The sequence below is a fragment of the Paenibacillus sp. FSL L8-0641 genome (assembly GCF_038006265.1).
GTDB lineage: Bacteria > Bacillota > Bacilli > Paenibacillales > Paenibacillaceae > Paenibacillus > Paenibacillus polymyxa_D.
The window spans coordinates 3,161,967-3,180,684 of sequence record NZ_JBBOUW010000001.1 but is presented as its reverse complement, the minus strand read 5'-3'; the positions used below and the strand labels follow the sequence as shown (position 1 = coordinate 3,180,684).

Genomic DNA, 18,718 nt, shown 5'->3' with positions numbered 1-18,718 from the left:
ATCAGCGTCTGCTTGTTCATAACCATAAATTATCTATGCCGCTGGCTTGGCACATCATTCGTGATGTTTGATCCGCAGCGAAAGCTGCCCCATTTCTAGCCATCAGCCGTCGGATTACGGTTGTTTTTTGGACAAACAAGCAGATGAAAGGGGCAGGACGCCGATGCAATGGTTTCGTCATACGTTAAAGGATCAGACGCCATATTATGTGTTCTTGGCTGTGCTGTTTCTGGTGGGAGTCGTCTTTGGCGCACTTATGGTAAACGCACTCTCGCTGGAGCAGTTACAGGATTTGTCCCGTTACCTGAAGGATTTTTTTGTAACGGTCAATCAAAACGAACAGGGCTTCGCTGATTCGCAGGCGGCTTCGACCTTTTGGGATAGCGTATCTTTACATCTGAAATGGGTCGGCCTAATTTGGGTGTGTGGCCTTTCGGTTATTGGTCTACCGGGTATTCTTGTATTGAATTTCCTCAAGGGTGTGCTAATCGGATTTTCAGTAGGTTATCTGGTGGGGCAATATTCGTGGAAAGGACTGCTATTTTCTTTGGTTTCAGTTGCTCCCCATAACCTGCTCGTGATTCCGGTACTGCTCGTCTGCAGCGTGGCTGCGATGACTTTTTCCATCCATATGATCAAAACCAAAATACTCGCTACCCGGCCGTCAGACGGAATGCTGCGTCCGTTGCTGTCTTACGCAGGGTTGACTGCTGTGATGATCGTGCTTCTTATTGGTAGCGCGTCCTTTGAAACTTGGATCACCCCGGTTATGATGCAATGGGTCACTCCTATGCTGACAGCTTCCGTGTCATCTTGATCCGTTTCAAAATGTTTGACTTTATTTGTATAGACCCCCTATAATAATAGGAGTGAAAAAAGTGCAGTAGGCAGTAGCTTTGCAGGGGGAGGGAGACACATGGAAGCACGGATCGAAAAAATTAAGCAGCAGCTGCAATCCCAGGGCTACAAACTAACGCCTCAGCGGGAAGCCACCGTCAGAGTTTTACTTGAGAACGAAGATGATCATCTGAGTGCGGAAGATGTATTTATGCTCGTCAAAGAGAAAGCTCCCGAAATCGGTCTGGCAACCGTATACCGTACCCTAGAACTGCTAAGTGAACTGCATGTCGTGGAGAAAATTAATTTTGGTGATGGCGTTGCGCGTTATGATTTGCGCGGCGATACAACCAAACATCACCATCACCATTTGATATGTGTGCAGTGTGGCAGTGTAGATGAAATACTGGAAGATTGGCTTGGACCATTGGAGGAGCGCTTGGAACGAGAATATAACTTTACCGTAGTGGACCATCGTTTGGACTTCCACGGTATTTGTTATCGTTGTAAGGCGAAGAACGATACGACCGCTCAGAAATCTTTGGGCAAATCCAGAAAAAACAAATCTCAGGACTAAAAGCTGACTACCCAAGCTCTCACCGACGAAGATGCGTTCGGGAGAGCTTTTTTGGTTCGGAGCGTGTTGTTCGGGATTAAGCGGTATAAAAAGGAATAGCTTGTCATACCCTTCCATAGAGAGTCCTAATTAGGACCATATTCTGGGGAAAAGGCGGCTGATCCACATGGTACTATCGTTGCGGAGAGGACTAAAATGGCTACGTTTGATAATCTTGTTCGGGGCGCTGGCATGTATGTTCTTTTTTAGCCTCAGGCTGTTTACAGATTGGATAACACCTGTAGATCATTACCGAATACCGGAAGGACATGCAGTGAAGGTATTTGGCGGACAAAAAGTAAATGAAGGGTCCGAGCATCGAATAGCAGTGTTGGAACGTTTACGTTTCTTTTACTGGTATGGTGAATAGTCTAAGTAATCGGTCTTGATGAGCTTATGAAATGATGAAGGTAGCACACGAAGAAGCAGGCGCTGAGACTGAACCGCTGTATGCAGAACAAGGAGACTTTTGGAACTCATGAAAATGTACATTCAACCTTTCGTTCAATTTATGGAAGAGGAAAAGGGTTTGTCGCGCAGCACTTTGGAAGCGTATCAACGAGACGTACAGCAGTTTGTCGAGTTCGCAGAAAGCTGTGGTATTGAGCAGCCGGATAATGTCCAACGGTCACATCTGGTACTGTATTTGGGCCATTTGAAGGAACAGGGAAAGGCTGCGGCGACAATATCACGTAGCGTCGCCTCCATTCGCTCCTTTTTTCATTTTCTTATTCGGGAGGGAATTACGATCCATGATCCGTCTGTTCTGCTGGAGCTGCCCAAAGCGACTAAAAAGAAGCCCTCGGTGCTAACGCAGGATGAGATAGAGCGTTTGCTGGCCGCGCCAGATGTGACTGCCCCGCAAGGGGTGCGAGACAAGGCGATGCTGGAGTTGCTGTATGCGACGGGCATTCGCGTATCAGAGCTGATTGCCTTAAACGTGCGTGACGTGCGCACCGATTTGCGCTTTGTGCATTGTGGCGGCGAGGCAGGCAAGGAGCGTGTTGTACCGATCAGCCGTGAGGCATCACAGTGGGCACAAGCCTATATGGACGAGCAGCGTCTATTATTGCTGAGATCCGGGCAGGGTGAAGAAGCTCAGGTAGAGCAGGATGCCATGTTCCTGAACGTATCTGGACAGCGTCTCAGTAGACAGGGCTTCTGGAAAATGATTAAGAAGTACGGCCAGGAAGCAGGCATAAGCGAGGATATCACGCCCCACACGCTGCGGCATTCCTTTGCGGTACATATGCTGGAGGGCGGAGCGGACTTACGCTCTGTACAGGAAATGCTGGGTCATGCTGATCTGTCAACGACGCAGGTATATGCGCAGACGGCCAGACGGAATATGAAGGAAGTATATGAAAAGCATCACCCGCACGGCGGCAACCGCACTTCTCATGAAAGCAAAGATCGAACATAACGATACTTTGGTTTCATAGAAAATGTGATAATGACTATAACTTTACGATTGTACAAGTCAGGAGAGATATTAATGTCAACAGCCAACCAAGCTACAATTCAGGAAGCAGCAGATTATATCCGCGCCAAGAGCGGAATACGTCCAGAGATTGGCCTTATTCTGGGATCGGGTCTCGGTATTCTGGCCGATTTAATTCAGGATGGAATTAGTATTCCTTATCAGGATATTCCCCATTTTCCTGTATCGACGGTAGAAGGTCATGAGGGTGAATTACTGTTAGGCACGATTGAAGGTCGCGCTGTCGTCATGATGAAAGGGCGCTTCCATATGTATGAGGGCTATGGCCCGCAGCTGACGGCTTTCCCAGTTCGGGTGATGAAGCAATTGGGGATTCAAAGTCTGCTGGTGACGAATGCAGCAGGTGGTGTAAATACTTCCTACGAAGCAGGCGATCTGATGGTCATCTCGGATCATCTTAATCTGACAGGACAAAATCCGCTGATTGGACCAAACGATGCCGGTCTGGGCGTTCGTTTTCCAGATATGTCGGAGGCGTACAGCCGCCGTTTGCGTGAAATTGCCAAGCAAACGGCTAACCAACAGGGCTTCAGCCTGCAGGAAGGTGTATATGCTGGATTGCTGGGACCTAACTATGAAACGCCTGCTGAAATCGTCATGCTGCGTACACTGGGTGCAGATGCAGTGGGTATGTCGACCGTATCTGAGGTTATTGTAGCCCGTCATGCAGGAATTGAGGTACTGGGCTTCTCTTGTATCACGAATATGGCCGCAGGCATTCTGGATCAGCCTTTGTCCCATGGTGAAGTGATGGAGACGGCAGAGAAGGTACGTGAGCAATTTTTAAAACTTGTGCTAGCGATTATTCCACAAATGTAGATTGGGGATCATGTTCAACCGAAGTGGTGGACATATATCCCAAGAGCCCCATATCCAAACGCCTTTTGATGGCGTGGGTATGGGGTTCTTTTTTACATACAGCGGTTGATTTGAGTATCATCTCCTAATGGAGAGGCTGTGTGCTCAATGCAGTTGAATTCGCTTTTTCTGCTACAGCCAGTGTATGTCGTTCTTGCACCTTGATCACAATAACCATAAAAATAATCCAGTAAATGGATAGCGAGTTCAGGAAACGGCTGTCCGTTATATTGTTCAATATGATAAACAGGAAAAAAACAGCTGCCGTCAGCCATGTATACATATCTGCTTTGCCAATTCTAAATTTATATAAAGTGGTTATGGCGAGTGTAATGGTTGCCAGTAGTCCTGTAAGGCCCACATCGATCCACAGATCTCGGAAACCGCTATGGCTGCTTGTCAGATCAAAACGAATTCCATTCGCATAGATACTGGGCCGGGCTGCCCAGTAGGAGCCATAACCATGTCCGAACCAGTAATGGCTTTGAATCGCACCAGCAATCCCCTGCCAGATTTCCGTTCTTCCAGTTAAGGTCGTTGTCTTTCCGAATTCCGACGCAATCGCATCTCCATAAGTAAAAGTGAACACCAAACCCAAAAGAACGAGCAAGCAGGAACAGCTAATGAAGAAACCACGCAACGCAATGCTTCGGATTCTCTTGAATAGCAATATAAATAATATAAATACGAAGAACGAAGATGTCAGCATCAAAGAGGTGGTAGATTGGCACTTGATGAGCAATAAGGCATTGAGTAAGATGAAGCCAATATGCAAAACTTTATGTTTACCCCTGAAAAAGTAAATGACATGTGAAACAAAACCTAACAGAGAGAGAGTTCCGAGTGTATTTTTATGACCAGAGATGCCCTTCCATAGCCCAGTATGTTCCACGCCACCATGAATAGCAAAGGAGGGAACGAGCAAAACGGCGAGTAAATTGAGTATGCTCAAAATACTTAACGTAACGACTAAGAGACGAATGCAGCCCTGTATTGTATAATGGGTGGCCAAATAGAGCCCAAAGGTAGAGAAGGCAAGAAATTTGAGAACCATCAGCAAGGAAGAGGTCTGCTCTTGTTCAGCCCACAAACAGGAGGCAGCGATGTACAGCATGAGTAAAGTCAGCAACGGATTGTCGGCTAAGGTTGCGATCAATGATCTGAGTGAAGGTAGTAGCATGATATAGCTGAACAACAAGATGAGCAGGGAAATCGTGATAACTCTGGGAGACAAACCCTGACAAGCATAGGGAATCGAAAAAGCCAGTAAACCAGCTACTGTAAGTATATGTTTCACGGTTCCACCGCCTAGATACGTTATGTATCTATAATATACAAAACGTATCTTCTTGTACAATAATAATAAAATATTTATTTTCATTTTTCCCACGCCTAGAGCAAGCCCTCTTGTGCATATACTCAGTCCATGCTAAGAAAATGAAGGATTCTTCGGCTGGTCAAAGAGGAACTTTTTACGTTTTTAAACATGGGGGTGTTCGGGTGGCGGATCATTTTTTTACAGACCGTTTGAAGTTGAATTTGAGTGGTACGGGCAAAGAGTTAACGCCGCAGCAATTAAATGAAAATTTTAAAACCATTGAAAAAGAATTCATTGAACGCAGTGTAAACGTAAGCTGGTTTGGAACTGCTGGTGATGGTATTCAGGATGATACGGCAGCTTTGCAGGAATTGATTAATAAGACCCCCGATTATTCTATTCTTCACATTCCCAGTGGACGATACAAAATAACCTCTACCCTACAGATTCGCAAGCAGGGTGTACGCATTTTTGGCATTCATAAGGGCAGATACCGACAAGGCAAAGGGGTTACGTCGATTGAATATTATGGTACGGGCCCTTGTTTTCAAATTGGAGATGAAAGTCTACCAACGTTTAGCGGATTTCAAAATGTGCAGTTTCATGACTTATCGATCCGGTACGAGGGGGCTGACAGAGCCACATTAAATAATCCGTTTTCGCAGTCGGTGAAGCGTGGATATTATGGTAAAGGTACTTTGGGTATTCAGGATTGGAAGGGCGGCGGAGTTGCCCTGGATAATGTCCTAATTGAGCATTTCGAAACGGCTTTTTGGGGCTACGAAAGTGATGTCAATTTATTTAAATGCACAGAGATTAATTACAATAAAACAGGGATTCACTTGCAGAACAGAAGTTCACAGTTTACTAGCATAGCGCTTTTTACATTGGGGAACGATACGGCATTGGATCTGAATAGCTCCAACGGGGCTAGATTTTTGGCTAGCCAGCACATTAAGGATGGAAGTTCCAATGATATTCCCATTCTCATTAATGATTTTATGAACGCTGAATTTATAGGCTGCTGGTTTGAGGGACTAAGCAGAGAGCATAAGATGACAGTACCTTCTTTTATTCAAATTGGTGCTACTAAAGAAACCAAAAATGTGGCATTGCGTGACTCCATTTTAGCGATAGCGGATAAATTCAATGATACCCAATCCGTATGTAACTATTTTGTAGATGTGGTCATTGGCAAAAAAGTTTTGGTGGACGAGGTGGGAGGGTATCCCCGTAATCTAAAAAAGCTTATTTCTTTCTCTGGTAGTTCTTCCACACAGCAGGTGACACTTCGCTCACATTTGGATTTTAACTATAACAATAATCGTTATGACGAGAATAATGGGACAGGGCAGGCTTTGCTGCTGGTCGAGAAATACTCGAACAACGGAATTGAGCATTTGGACGAAACCTTTGTTAAAGCCTACCTGGGAGCGAGACAAAATCTTCCGGCAGGTAGTTGGCAGAAGGTGAAGTTCAATCAAATCAACCAGGATGAGCTGATCGAATTCGATGCGGTGAATAGTCGATGGCGAGCCAAGCGAGCTGGGAAATACAGAATACAAGTCTACATTTCGACCGATCCCCAAGTTGATGGAAACCGTACACGGTTAGCACTTCACTTGAATGATGAGCAGCTTGCCGGGAGTTCCGCCTATGCTTATCTCGATGACAGGATAATTGGCGGACTGAACTATAGTGCATTGAGTGGAGCAATGGAACTTAGACTGGAAGCGAATTCTTTTATTGATATACGGGTGTTCAGTCAAAATGCAATGGATATTCTACCAGGTGGAGGTATCACATATCTCACCGTAAGCCGAATTTAAACAATTATTTCACAGACGATAGATGTTCTGTCATTTTAGATATTGGAAAATGCGCACCATGCTGACTCAGCTTGGTGCTATTTGATGTTTTTAGTCATATGGAATATTTTTCTTTCATTCTGACGACAATGGTTAGCAGCACAGCGAATAGGCCGGAGGAGTAAGAAGTAAATAGGCTCCGGTGGTTTACGCCAATATGTTGAGGAGGGAACCGATTGTGAAGAAAAAAGTGGTGGCGTTCATCCTGGCTTGCCTGGTAGCCTTGACTGCCGTCCCTGTCGGCGGTTGGGCCGAAGAAAGCATACCTGATAGCAAAACCAAAGAGGGATCAGCGGCTGAGCTAGCTCCCCAGGCTCTCTCGGCGATCCTGATGGATGCAGATACGGGCACAGTCATCTATGAAAAAAACAGTCGTGAAAAGCTTCCTCCAGCGAGCATCACCAAGATTATGACGATGTTGCTAACAATGGAGGCCATTCAGGATGGCAAGCTTAAGCTGACCGATAAAGTTCGTGCCAGCGAATATGCATCTTCAATGGGGGGCTCGCAAATTTTCTTGGAGCCGGGAGAAGAAATGACGGTCGATGAGATGCTGAAGGGAATTGCGATGGCTTCAGGCAACGACGCCTCTGTGGCGATGGCTGAGAAACTTGCAGGGTCTGAGCAGGCATTTGTTGAGATGATGAACGCCAAGGTGCAGCAACTCGGGCTCAAGGATACGCATTTTGCCAATTGCAACGGTTTACCCGTAGAGAATCACTATTCTTCTGCGCATGATATTGCGGTTATGAGTCGGGAGTTGTTGAAATACCCGCAAATTACGAAATATACGGGAGCCTATCAGGACTATTTGCGTAAGTCCTCAGTCAAGCCCTTTTGGCTGGTGAATACGAATAAACTTGTCCGTTTCTATACTGGAGCAGACGGGCTGAAAACAGGCTATACGGCAGAAGCAAAGTTCTGTCTTTCCGCTACCGCGAAGCGTGATGGCTTGCGTGTCGTGGCTGTCGTGCTCGGGGAGCCAAATACGAAGATACGCAACAATGAAGTGTCTTCCATGTTCGACTATGCATTTTCTCAATATACAATGAAATCCATATACAAGCCGGGTGAATTGCTGGGCAGCGTAAAAGTTGAAAAAGGCGTGTTGCCAGAGCTGAAAATTCAGGCTGATCGTTCTTACAGTGTGCTGGTGAAAAAAGGTGGCAACAAACAAACGTTGCGTCATGAATTGCAACTGGCCCCAAGCCTCAAAGCTCCTGTCCGGGCTGGTGATCCAGTTGGTAAGCTGGTCGTCTATCAGGATGGACAACGGCTTAAGGAGTTTAATATCACTTCGCCTGTGGCTATCGAGAAGGCCGGATGGTGGAAATTGTTTAAACGTACCATGTCGAACCTATTTTCTTTGTAGATTTTACGGGGTTTTCTTCTAGTTTTGTCGGAGGGCAGGAATCGTCTGCGGCTACGTAGAAATCCTTGTCCAAGACCGGGAGGAGAGTGAGCAAGCATGAACCTGCAAATTGAAATGGAGCATCACCGGGGGGTACTGATTGTAAGGCTGTCTGGTGAGCTTGATCACCATACGTCGGACATGGTCCGTATGCAAATGGATGAGGCGATTCAGCGCCGGCAATGCGAGCATATTGTGCTCAGCCTGAAGAATCTTCAGTTTATGGATAGCTCCGGCCTTGGCGTTATCTTGGGACGGTACAAACTGATCAAGCAAAAGGGCGGAAAAATGGCAGTCTGTGATGTCAATCCGCCAGTACACCGACTGCTGGATATGTCAGGGCTGTTCAAAATCATGCCCATTTATGACAACGAGGGAAATGCGCTCACGGAACTGGAGGTAGTGTCATGAGAGAAGGCACGGGTAACAATTTCATGAGCTTGCAGTTTGCTGCAAAATCCGAGAATGAAGCATTTGCTCGTGTGGCTGTCGCGGCCTTTATTTCCAGGCTTGATCCCACAATGGATGAGCTAAGTGATTTGAAAACCGTGGTGTCTGAAGCGGTGACAAACAGTATCATTCACGGCTATGACAGCGACCCGTCAGGTGTCGTAACGATTAGAGTCGGGATTGAAGCGGACGTGATCACGTTGGTTGTTGAGGACGCAGGCCGAGGAATTGAGGATCTAGAACTCGCCAAGCAGCCTTTATATACGTCCAAACCTGAATTGGAACGCTCCGGCATGGGCTTTACAATTATGGAAAATTTCATGGATGAGTTTGAAGCAGTCAGTGAGCCGGGCGGAGGCACGTCGGTCCGGATGAAGAAAAGGATTGAATCCAAGAAAGCTTTATATAATTAGGAGTTGATCCTATGGAAGCAGGAGGAAAAAAAACTTCGCACAGCTATTTAGAGGATGCGGAAGTCAAGCGGCTTATTGCATTGAGTCAATCCGGTGATAATGAGGCTCGTGAGACACTGGTCAATAGTAATATCCGGCTCGTCTGGTCTGTCGTGCAGCGCTTTATGAACCGGGGGTATGAACCTGACGATCTTTTTCAAATTGGTTGCATTGGCTTGTTAAAATCGGTGGATAAATTCGATCTCAGCTACGAAGTCAAATTTTCAACATATGCAGTACCGATGATTATCGGTGAGATTCAACGGTTCTTGCGTGATGACGGTACACTCAAGGTTAGCCGTTCCTTGAAGGAAACGGCCAATAAGGTCCGCAAAATGAAGGACGAGCTATCCAAACGGCTCAACCGCCTGCCTACAGTCAAGGAAGTTGCTGATGAGCTGGGAGTGACGCCAGAGGACGTTGTTTTTGCGCAGGAGGCCAATAAGCCGCCTACTTCAATTCACGAAACGGTGTTCGAAAATGACGGTGATCCGATTACACTTATGGATCAGATTGCTGACGAATCCCAGGAAAGATGGTTTGACAAGCTGGCACTCAATGAGGCCATTGGCGGACTATCTGAGCGGGAGCGGTTGATTGTGTACCTGCGCTATTACCGGGATCAGACGCAATCAGAGGTTGCAAGTCGGCTTGGTATTTCTCAGGTGCAGGTATCACGGCTGGAAAAAAAGATTTTACAACTGATCCGCGATCAGATTGCCCAATAATAACAGTCAGGATCTTAGTGAAATCCTTATGCTTACGTATTTTTAAAGGGTATTCCAAAGCCATTTTAATGGTCAGGGGTACTCTTTTTTGCGTGGAATAAAAGACAATACACAGAATAGGTTTCCTTGCTTCGTTCCATACTAACTGATAATTACGAGGATAAGGAGGGGATCGGATGACTCATACTCCGGCTCCTACAGTAGCTCCTATTGTCTACTTGCGGCTCCGCAGCCGTGTCCGCATGATACAAGGACAGGATTTACATTTGGGTGATGTAGCCAATTTGCTGACTAATCCTGAATGGGAAAAGGAACTGCTTGAGCTTGTTCTCAAGCGGCCGCAGCACCAGGACGGTAATCTGATACTGATAGATATGCTGCAGATCATAGCAAAAATTAGAGATCATATTCCGGGGGTCGTAGTTGAATCTCTCGGGAAGCCACATGTACTTGTGGAACTCGTGGAGAAACCCCGTAAGCCGTCCAAAATACTGTTTGTTTTGGTATGGGTGCTTCTGTTTTTTGGCTCTGCGCTGACAATTATGAATTTTCATGCCGACGTTAGCATGATGGAGGTACAGGTTCGGATTGTGGAGATGATTACGGGACATAAGGATGAGCATCCGTACCTGTTTCAAATTGCTTACTCAATCGGCATCGGCTTTGGCATGATCGTTTTTTTTAATCACTTGTTCAAGAAAAATTGGAACGAGGAGCCGACACCGCTGGAGGTGGAAATGTATCTGTACCAGGAAAATGTGGATCAGTATGTTGTGGCAGAGGAATATGAAAAGATGGCCCGTCTGCAGACAAAGGCTAAGAAACCATGATATTTGTACAGGCTGCACTTCAGATTATTTTAGGTATTGCTGGGGGCCTTGCGGTGGGTAGCGGTGTAATTGCTTTTTTTATTGTGCTAGATATCATGCCGCGATTAGCACAACTCACCCGTACGTATAAAAAATCACGTGCATACGAAAAGGCAATGATTATAGGTTCAGTGCTGGGGACTGTGGTCGATTTTTGGAACATTTGCTTGCCACTACCGGGCATATGTACATGGATACCTGGGCTATTTTGCGGAGTGTTTATTGGTTTGCTCGCCGCGGCTTTAACGGAGGTATTAAATCTCCTGCCTATACTCGCCAAGCGACTCCACATGACCGTGTATATGCTTGGTCTGCTAATGGCAATGGTGCTTGGTAAGGTGACGGGTTCCTTATTTGACTGGTTTGTATACAACCGTTAACAACGAAAGCGAAGGGGGCAAGGAATATGGATCACAGAGCGGATCAAGAGGATCGGGAGCAGCATCAAGAAGACGGGGTAATCGGAAGGGAATATCATACTGGCGAAGAAAAGTTGAGTCCATGGCAGGAAAAGCAGGCGCAGGAATCTGCACGTTTTAAACACAAAAAAGAGAGTGAGCGATCTGATAACGTAGAGGAGTCCGTTCGCTACTGGCAGGCCGAAGATAATATATCGCCGAGGATGAAGGATAACAAGAATACACTTGAAACAGTATTAGGTTTGGGGGAGACCTTTGATGTCGTATTCAGGGAAATGACACTGGGAGGGCGTCATACTGGATATCTGTTCCTGAATACCTTTGCGAAGGATCAAATTATGCTTGAAGTGCTAAAGCGGCTCACCTATCTGACGCCGGATAATCTCTCTTCCGATGGACTACAAGCGTATTTCGAAAACTTTATTCCACATATTCAGGTGGAGAAGACAGATAAGATGTCAGTCGTCATTAACAAGGTACTGACGGGGATGAGTGCCTTTTTCATGGAAGGTGAACGTTTTTCCCTTATTCTGGATACCCGTAATTATCCGGTGCGTAGTCCAGAGGAACCCTCTTTGGAGCGGGTTGTGCGCGGTGCCCGCGACGGGTTTACTGAAACAATGCTTACAAATGTAGGTCTGGTACGCCGGCGTTTGCGGGACCCAGGACTTAAATTTGAGGCTATGCAGGTCGGACGCCGAACTCGAACGGACGTATGCTTGGGCTATATTGACGATATTGTAGATAAGGTGATGGTGGATACTGTACGAGACAAAATTAAAAATGTTAATTTGGATGGTATTCCGCTGGCCGATAAGCAATTAGAGGAGACGATTATCAATAAAGGTTGGAATCCATATCCATTAGTACGATATTCGGAGCGACCAGATGTCGTGGCATCGCATATTATGGAAGGGAGACTCGTTATTTTCGTAGATACCTCACCCAGCGTGATGATCTTGCCTACCACTTTTTTTGACTTGTGTCAGCATGCAGAAGAAAATCGGCAAACCGCTTTTATGGGAAGTTATTTGCGGTGGGTACGTTTTTTAGGCATATTCGCCTCAATGTTTCTGCTTCCGATGTGGCTGCTAATGGTCATCAATCCCGAATTAAAACCAGCTTTTCTTGATTTTATTGGTCCTCAAAAGGAAGCACATCTTCCGCTGATTGCACAGTTTATCATCGTGGAACTAGGGGTCGATCTCATGCGAATGGCGGCTGTGCATACTCCGACACCACTGGCTTCCGCTATGGGCTTGATCGCAGCCATTCTGGTCGGTGATATAGCGGTTAAGACGGGACTTTTCGTGAATGAGGTCGTGCTGTATATGGCTGTCGCTGCCATAGGAATGTTCGCAACACCGAGCTACGAGCTGGGGCTGGCAAATAGACTGATTCGACTATTCCTGCTGGTTGCTGTTGCGATTTTTCACGTACCGGGCTTTGTCGTGGGTACGACACTGATCATTTTGATGCTGACGCTGCATCGGTCATATAATTCTTCGTATTTGTGGCCGTTCATTCCTTTTAATGCCAAAGCGTTAGCTTCCATCTTGTTCCGTATGCCTGTACTAGATGCGGCTAACCGCCCGTCATCTAACAAAACGAGGGACAATACGCGTATGCCCCATACGGATGCCGACACAGATTCGAACTCAGGCAATGGACAGGAGCATTAATATAAATGATCTGCATAAAAATCCATTGTTCTTGATGTTTTTTTTGCTATACTGGTGTAAACATTCGATGGAATATGACTAGCTTGTTCCAGAAAGAGAGGCGCCAGAACATGTATTTGCATGGAAGCAGTAAAATTAACAGCAATGGACATTTGGAGATCGGCGGTTGTGATACAACACTTTTGAAAGAGCGTTTTGGCACGCCGCTATATATTGTTGACGAACAGTTAGTCCGCCGGCGTTGCCGGGAATTCATAGAAGCTTTTCGTGAAACTGGATTGAAGTTTCAAGTTGCTTATGCAAGCAAAGCGTTTTGTGTTATGGCGATGTGCGCTTTAGCTGCTGAAGAAGGGATGTCGCTTGACGTTGTTTCCAGTGGAGAATTATTTACTGCGCTACAAGCAGGGTTCCCGGCAGAACGAATCCATTTTCACGGCAATAACAAAACACCGGAAGAAATTGAAATGGCGTTAGATGCGCAAATTGGTTGCTTCGTCGTCGATAGCGAAATGGAGTTGCATTTGTTGCAGGCCCTTGCCTCTGAGAAGGAACAGCAGGTGAATATCTTACTGCGGGTTACACCAGGGGTTGAGGCGCACACGCATGAATATATGGCCACAGGTCAAGAAGATTCGAAATTTGGCTTTGACATTGGGAACGGTACAGCACGCCAAGCAGTGGAACAGGCTATCAAGCTAGATCATCTTAACCTGCTGGGGGTACATTCTCATATCGGTTCGCAAATATTCGAAGTGAATGGCTTCCAAATGGCTGCTGAACGGGTTGCAGCTTTTTCCAGAGAAATTAAGGAACAGCTTCAGTTTTCTTTCAAAGTGATTAATCTGGGTGGGGGATTTGGCATTCGCTACACAGAGGAGGACACACCGCTGAAAGTTTCCACCTATGTGCAGGCTATCGGCGAAGCGGTGAAAACTTATTTTTCAGGACTTTACGATGAACTTCCAGAAATTTGGATTGAGCCGGGACGCAGTATTGTAGGCGATTCAGGCACGACCTTATATACGGTAGGAAGCATCAAGGATATTCCGCAAGTACGTAAATATGTTTCGGTAGATGGTGGGATGACAGATAATCCACGCCCTGCACTGTATCAGGCCAAGTATGAAGCGATGCTGGCTAATCGAGCGCAGGATACGAACGAAGAGACGGTGTCCATCGCGGGCAAATGCTGCGAAAGCGGCGATATGCTGATTTGGGATGTAGAGCTGCCTCGTATAAATAGCGGCGACTTGCTCGCTGTTGCCTCAACCGGAGCCTACAATTACTCGATGGCGAGTAATTATAACCGAATACGTCGACCAGCAGTTGTATTTGTCAACAACGGTGAGGCCGAGTTGGTGGTGCGTCGGGAAACCTACGAAGATATCGTACGCAACGATGTTGTGCCACAGCGCTTGATTCGTGAGCAAGCCAGTCCGGCGGTTCAGCCCAACGCCAAGATTACGGTTTCGTCCTGATTTTAACATTGTAAGATCAAGCAGGCCATTGAGTCGGTAATCATATACCGGGGTCAATGGCCCTTTTTTGGACAAGACTTTGCTAAGCGCAGCAATTCATAGTAAACTGGAACTTGATGTTATTTAGTTCTCAAAACAGGTTGAAAAGGAGATACAAACAATGAAAAAAGGTAGAATAGATCTTGAAAACGGCGGTATCGTCGAAATTGACTTTTTCCCAGAAGAAGCTCCAAACACCGTTGCTAACTTTGAAAAGCTGGCAAACAGCGGTTACTACAACGGTTTGAGCTTCCACCGTGTCATTCCTGGCTTTGTTGCTCAAGGTGGTTGTCCGATCGGTAACGGTACAGGCGGTCCTGGTTACACGATTGACTGTGAAACAGCTACGAATACAACAAAGCATGCCAAAGGCGTTCTGTCCATGGCTCATGCAGGTCGCAACACAGGTGGCAGCCAATTCTTTATCTGCTACGCTCCACAACCACATTTAGATGGAGTACATACTGTATTTGGTAAAGTAACCAAAGGTATGGAATTCATCGATGCTGTAAAACAAGGCGACAAAATGAAAGAGGTTAAAGTATTTGACGTGTAATTTTACCGTTAATTACATGATCTTTTTTAAATAGCGTTGCACCTAAGCCGTTCTGTCTTTGGACAGGGCGGCTTTTGTTGTCTTTTGTTTGACGGTTTATTGATTTTCGCAATCACGTAGGCATTACAGTGCGTAAGATCACATTCGAAAAGTAAGTGTTGTGATAGCCTTTTCATAAGAATGCAATTTCCAATTTTTTTTATATGAGTATTCAAACTCGTTAAGGATTGGAAAAGAAGGGGGCTTATCACATTGTCTATTTTAACGAGCACAAATCGACTCGGATTTTTTGAAATCCGGCTGGAATCCATTGGTGGACTCGGCGCTAATCTGGCTGGCAAAATGTTGGCCGAAACCGGGGTGCTTGGTCTGGGGCTGAATGCTTCAAATTTTTCGTCCTACGGTTCGGAAAAAAAGGGAACTCCGGTTAAAAGTTTCGTCCGTTTCTGTGAGCCAGAAGTCGATATTCGGGATCACAGTCCGATTGAGCAACCGCATGTGGTAGGCATTTTCCATGAAACGTTATACAAAACGGTAAATGTAATCAGCGGACTGCCAGCGGATGGGATTGTAGTGGTTAATTCCACGCGTCCGGCAGAAGAAATACGGGCTGATTTGGGACTGGTATCCGGAACATTAGCGGTGGTGGATGCGATGGGCATCGCACTGGAAGAGCGAACCAAACTAAATACGTCCATGCTCGGTGCCTTGTTCCGTGTCTGTGACTTCCTGGACCCGGAAGCGATGAGATCGGTTATACGCAGTACCTTTGAAAAGAAAAATCCACTGTTAGTGGAACCTAATCTGCGTACGTTTAACCGTGGTTATGATGAAATGGAACTGCACGTATATCCGGTTACTGATGACGCGCAGGATCGGGTTTTTGAACGTCCGCAGCCATTGCTGGGATACGAAACGCAATTACTGGGGGGCGTTATTGCAACTCAGGGAAACAGCATAACGAGAGATGTTAGTGGTTCACGTCAGGGGTATGTGCCTGAATATGAAGTTGATAAATGTACCCATTGTGCCAAGTGTGATTCGATTTGCCCGGATTACTGTTTTGTATGGGAAGAGCAAGCAGACAAACGCGGAAGAATGATGCCATTTTTGCAAGGGATTGATTACCAGTATTGCAAAGGATGTCTGAAATGTGTAGATATTTGCCCATCGGGGGCACTAAGCTCGCGTCGCGAGCAATGGGGATGGGCTGAACAGAATCGAGTTGCCCACCAATTTCCGGTATATGAAGGAGGGCGTGCGTAATGGCAAAACTGGAGGAAGAACTCAAACAGACAGGCGCCGCGCAAGTGACAACGTTCGAATCCGGTAATGAAATGGCAGCAACGGCGGCTGCGCAGATTAATTATCATATGATGGGATATTTCCCGATTACTCCATCTACCGAGGTAGCGCAGTATCTAGATCAGATGAGAACGAGAGGTCAGCATAATATTAAGCTGGTTGCAGCAGACGGAGAACACGGATCGGCAGGGATTTGTTATGGAGCTGCCGCAGCGGGAGCGAGGGTGGTGAACGCCACTAGTTCGCAAGGTTTCCTGTACATGCTGGAGCAGTTACCTGTTCAGTCAGGTACCCGTTTTCCTATGGTTATGAATCTGGTGACACGAGCTGTCAGTGGTCCCCTAGATATTCGCGGAGATCATTCGGATCTGTACTATGGTTTGAATACAGGCTGGGTCATTTTGACGGCAAGTACACCACAGGCTGTGTATGATATGAACATTATGGCACTAAAAATTGCAGAGCACAGCGATGTTCGGCTGCCTGTAATGGTCGCATATGACGGTTTTTATACGTCCCATCAAAAACGTAAAGTGCAATATTTTGCCGATGCTGAGACCGTGCGTGGTTTTGTAGGTCCTAACCCGAACTTAAATTATCCGAATATTACGGATTTTGATCATCCTGTTACTGTGGGCGCGCATATGAACGGCGATGACTTGACGAATAATCATGTTCAGCTGTCCGAAGCACTGAAGCTGTCAGAAGGAGTATATGAGCAGGTAGCAGCAGAATATGCCGCTTTATCCGGTCGGGAATACCCGATTTTAGATCTGTATCAAATGGAGGATGCTGAGGTTGCGGTATTTCTGTTGAATTCGGCGGCTGAATCGGCCAAGGATGTGGCGGATCAACTCCGCGCGCGCGGAATTAAAGCTGGTGTGATACGTCCGAACATCATCCGACCGTTCCCAGCCGCACAACTGCGGGAAGCATTACGCAATGTCAAGGCGTTGCTGGTAGGTGAACGTGCAGACTCGTATGGGGCGGACGGCGGTAATTTAACGCATGAAATTAAAGCGGCCTTGCAGGAGGACCCGCTGAATCGGACACTCGTGTTGAGCCGTATCTTTGGCTTGGGCGGCAAAGATTTTTATGCAGAAGATGCAGAGGCGTTCTTCCAGCTTGCAATCGAGGCGGCAGAGGCCGGACGAGTAGAGAAGCCCTTTGATTACTACGGAATTAATTCGGGTTCACCGGACAAGGTGATGCCGCAAGTTATGCAGCCGCCACGTGGTAATGATTACCGGACGGGTCTGATTCAGGTTACGCCGGACGAGGAGACCGGGAAGCTCAAGGTCAAGGTACCACCTTTGCGGTCGTTGACAACCAAACCACGGCGTCTTTCACCAGGCCACGGAGCTTGTCCAGGATGTGGGGCATTGTCTGCGCTGGAACTGTTTTTCAAAGGTATTGAAGGGGATATTGTCGTGCTGTTCCAGACAGGCTGCGTATATGTGACGACGACAGGGTATCCATATACATCACACAAACAACCGATGATCCACAATCTTTTTCAAAACGGGGCCGCTACCCTTTCAGGAGCGCTGGAAGCTTACATGGAAATGAAACGGCGTAATGAAATTGAGATGTCGGACGATCCGACCTTTATCATGATTAGTGGTGACGGTGGGATGGATATTGGTATGGGTTCTGCGATTGGTGCGGCTCTGCGTAATCATAAGCTAATCATGCTGGAATATGATAACGAGGGGTACATGAATACAGGTTCACAGCAATCTTACTCCACTCCGCTCGGTCACATGACCAGTACGTCGGGTGTAGGTAAAATGCAAAAAGGAAAGCAAGGGCATCACAAGGATACCGTGCAAATCATGGCTGCTTGTAACATTCCGTATGCTTTTACCGCTGCTGAAAGTCATCCGCAGGATATGCTGCGTAAAGCAGCCAAGGCTCAATGGTATGCAAACAACGTGGGTACGGCCTATGGTAAAATCCTGTGCGCCTGTCCGCTGAATTGGAAATCCGAAGACAGACTGGGTACCAGCATTGTGGGCGCCGCAGTCGAGTCCTGTTTCTTTCCTTTGTACGAAATAGAGCAAGGCAGTACGACGATTACGTACAATCCGGAGGACAAAGGAAAACGAATTCCAGCTGCTGAATGGCTGAAATTAATGGGTAAAACGAAGCATCTTATTAAGGAGGAGGCTACGCTGGCGACCTTTGAACAGGAGATTGAGCGTCGCTGGACTATCCTGAAAAAGAAACATGAAATTTCAGAGCTATAATCCTGTTTTTTGCATAATCATCGATTAACATTGTTAGCCGCTGTTACTGTAGTGGCTCGATCAAGATTCTTTGCGCTTTTTG

The 18,718-nt window shown here is 46.5% G+C and carries 18 protein-coding genes; 17 read left to right on the top strand and 1 reads right to left on the bottom strand.

The features are described 5' to 3' along the window. Positions 1-163: 163 nt before the first annotated feature. The 5 genes from spoIIM to MKY16_RS14190 all read left to right on the top strand — a co-directional run bounded on the left by spoIIM (position 164) and on the right by MKY16_RS14190 (position 3,773). A complete protein-coding gene (gene spoIIM, locus MKY16_RS14210; protein ID WP_029517288.1) occupies positions 164-817 on the top strand; it encodes a stage II sporulation protein M in 654 nt (217 codons plus the stop codon). Between the two features lie 99 nt (positions 818-916). Then, entirely contained in the window at positions 917-1,414 is a 498-nt protein-coding gene (fur, locus tag MKY16_RS14205) for a ferric iron uptake transcriptional regulator (protein WP_013310789.1), read from the top strand. A 166-nt stretch (positions 1,415-1,580) separates the two neighbouring features. Continuing rightward, a complete protein-coding gene (locus MKY16_RS14200; RefSeq protein ID WP_340955792.1) occupies positions 1,581-1,823 on the top strand; it encodes a YqzK family protein in 243 nt (80 codons plus the stop codon). A gap of 108 nt (positions 1,824-1,931) precedes the next feature. After that, positions 1,932-2,876 (top strand): site-specific tyrosine recombinase XerD, encoded by a 945-nt coding sequence (gene xerD / locus MKY16_RS14195; RefSeq protein WP_029517290.1) that lies wholly within the window; start codon positions 1,932-1,934, stop codon positions 2,874-2,876. Positions 2,877-2,948: 72 nt separating this feature from the next. Continuing rightward, positions 2,949-3,773 (top strand): purine-nucleoside phosphorylase, encoded by an 825-nt coding sequence (locus MKY16_RS14190; RefSeq protein WP_013310786.1) that lies wholly within the window; start codon positions 2,949-2,951, stop codon positions 3,771-3,773. Between the two features lie 124 nt (positions 3,774-3,897). On the opposite strand, the gene MKY16_RS14185 is transcribed toward MKY16_RS14190, so the two are convergent. Beyond that, a complete protein-coding gene (locus MKY16_RS14185) occupies positions 3,898-5,109 on the bottom strand; it encodes an O-antigen ligase family protein (protein WP_340955790.1) in 1,212 nt (403 codons plus the stop codon). Positions 5,110-5,312: 203 nt separating this feature from the next. On the opposite strand from MKY16_RS14185, the gene MKY16_RS14180 reads away from it, so the two are divergent. The 12 genes from MKY16_RS14180 (at position 5,313) to MKY16_RS14125 (ending at position 18,636) form a co-directional block, all read left to right on the top strand. Then, positions 5,313-6,959 (top strand): glycosyl hydrolase family 28-related protein, encoded by a 1,647-nt coding sequence (locus MKY16_RS14180; RefSeq protein ID WP_029517292.1) that lies wholly within the window; start codon positions 5,313-5,315, stop codon positions 6,957-6,959. A 217-nt stretch (positions 6,960-7,176) separates the two neighbouring features. Further along, positions 7,177-8,370 (top strand): D-alanyl-D-alanine carboxypeptidase family protein, encoded by a 1,194-nt coding sequence (locus tag MKY16_RS14175; RefSeq protein ID WP_029517293.1) that lies wholly within the window; start codon positions 7,177-7,179, stop codon positions 8,368-8,370. Between the two features lie 96 nt (positions 8,371-8,466). Beyond that, complete coding sequence (gene spoIIAA, locus MKY16_RS14170; protein ID WP_013310782.1) at positions 8,467-8,820, top strand: anti-sigma F factor antagonist; 354 nt, start codon at positions 8,467-8,469, stop codon at positions 8,818-8,820. Beyond that, positions 8,817-9,272, top strand: coding sequence for an anti-sigma F factor (gene spoIIAB, locus MKY16_RS14165; protein WP_029517294.1), 456 nt, complete (start codon positions 8,817-8,819; stop codon positions 9,270-9,272). Before spoIIAA ends, spoIIAB begins: the two co-directional genes overlap by 4 nt. Before the next feature lie 11 nt (positions 9,273-9,283). Beyond that, the gene (gene sigF, locus MKY16_RS14160; RefSeq protein WP_023989213.1) at positions 9,284-10,039 is read left to right on the top strand and encodes an RNA polymerase sporulation sigma factor SigF; all 756 of its coding nucleotides are present in this window, start codon (positions 9,284-9,286) and stop codon (positions 10,037-10,039) included. A 176-nt stretch (positions 10,040-10,215) separates the two neighbouring features. Further along, complete coding sequence (locus tag MKY16_RS14155) at positions 10,216-10,869, top strand: stage V sporulation protein AA (protein WP_029517295.1); 654 nt, start codon at positions 10,216-10,218, stop codon at positions 10,867-10,869. Further along, positions 10,866-11,288 carry a stage V sporulation protein AB gene (locus MKY16_RS14150; RefSeq protein WP_340955789.1) on the top strand — a complete coding sequence of 141 codons (423 nt, stop codon included), beginning with the start codon at positions 10,866-10,868 and terminating at the stop codon, positions 11,286-11,288. Before MKY16_RS14155 ends, MKY16_RS14150 begins: the two co-directional genes overlap by 4 nt. Before the next feature lie 26 nt (positions 11,289-11,314). Next, positions 11,315-13,009, top strand: a complete 1,695-nt coding sequence (locus MKY16_RS14145) for a spore germination protein (RefSeq protein ID WP_340955787.1) — start codon at positions 11,315-11,317, stop codon at positions 13,007-13,009. Positions 13,010-13,119: 110 nt separating this feature from the next. After that, the gene (lysA, locus tag MKY16_RS14140; protein ID WP_340955786.1) at positions 13,120-14,487 is read left to right on the top strand and encodes a diaminopimelate decarboxylase; all 1,368 of its coding nucleotides are present in this window, start codon (positions 13,120-13,122) and stop codon (positions 14,485-14,487) included. Between the two features lie 160 nt (positions 14,488-14,647). Next, positions 14,648-15,082: a peptidylprolyl isomerase gene (locus tag MKY16_RS14135; RefSeq protein WP_013310775.1), complete on the top strand. Its 435-nt coding sequence runs from the start codon at positions 14,648-14,650 to the stop codon at positions 15,080-15,082. 252 nt (positions 15,083-15,334) lie between these two features. Further along, positions 15,335-16,348 carry a 2-oxoacid:acceptor oxidoreductase family protein gene (locus tag MKY16_RS14130; RefSeq protein WP_029517299.1) on the top strand — a complete coding sequence of 338 codons (1,014 nt, stop codon included), beginning with the start codon at positions 15,335-15,337 and terminating at the stop codon, positions 16,346-16,348. Then, positions 16,348-18,636, top strand: coding sequence for a thiamine pyrophosphate-dependent enzyme (locus MKY16_RS14125; protein ID WP_165147036.1), 2,289 nt, complete (start codon positions 16,348-16,350; stop codon positions 18,634-18,636). The genes MKY16_RS14130 and MKY16_RS14125 overlap by 1 nt, the downstream gene beginning before the upstream one ends. The last annotated feature ends 82 nt before the right edge of the window (positions 18,637-18,718 follow it).

Bases quoted from the DNA above. Each gene is read 5' to 3' on its own strand.
- xerD (WP_029517290.1), top strand. From the start codon at position 1,932: ATGAAAATGTACATTCAACCTTTCGTTCAATTTATGGAAGAGGAAAAG.
- MKY16_RS14155 (WP_029517295.1), top strand. From the start codon at position 10,216: ATGACTCATACTCCGGCTCCTACAGTAGCTCCTATTGTCTACTTGCGG.
- MKY16_RS14135 (WP_013310775.1), top strand. From the start codon at position 14,648: ATGAAAAAAGGTAGAATAGATCTTGAAAACGGCGGTATCGTCGAAATT.
- sigF (WP_023989213.1), top strand. From the start codon at position 9,284: ATGGAAGCAGGAGGAAAAAAAACTTCGCACAGCTATTTAGAGGATGCG.
- spoIIAA (WP_013310782.1), top strand. From the start codon at position 8,467: ATGAACCTGCAAATTGAAATGGAGCATCACCGGGGGGTACTGATTGTA.
- spoIIAB (WP_029517294.1), top strand. From the start codon at position 8,817: ATGAGAGAAGGCACGGGTAACAATTTCATGAGCTTGCAGTTTGCTGCA.
- MKY16_RS14190 (WP_013310786.1), top strand. From the start codon at position 2,949: ATGTCAACAGCCAACCAAGCTACAATTCAGGAAGCAGCAGATTATATC.
- MKY16_RS14200 (WP_340955792.1), top strand. From the start codon at position 1,581: ATGGTACTATCGTTGCGGAGAGGACTAAAATGGCTACGTTTGATAATC.
- MKY16_RS14125 (WP_165147036.1), top strand. From the start codon at position 16,348: ATGGCAAAACTGGAGGAAGAACTCAAACAGACAGGCGCCGCGCAAGTG.
- MKY16_RS14145 (WP_340955787.1), top strand. From the start codon at position 11,315: ATGGATCACAGAGCGGATCAAGAGGATCGGGAGCAGCATCAAGAAGAC.
- spoIIM (WP_029517288.1), top strand. From the start codon at position 164: ATGCAATGGTTTCGTCATACGTTAAAGGATCAGACGCCATATTATGTG.
- MKY16_RS14150 (WP_340955789.1), top strand. From the start codon at position 10,866: ATGATATTTGTACAGGCTGCACTTCAGATTATTTTAGGTATTGCTGGG.
- lysA (WP_340955786.1), top strand. From the start codon at position 13,120: ATGTATTTGCATGGAAGCAGTAAAATTAACAGCAATGGACATTTGGAG.
- fur (WP_013310789.1), top strand. From the start codon at position 917: ATGGAAGCACGGATCGAAAAAATTAAGCAGCAGCTGCAATCCCAGGGC.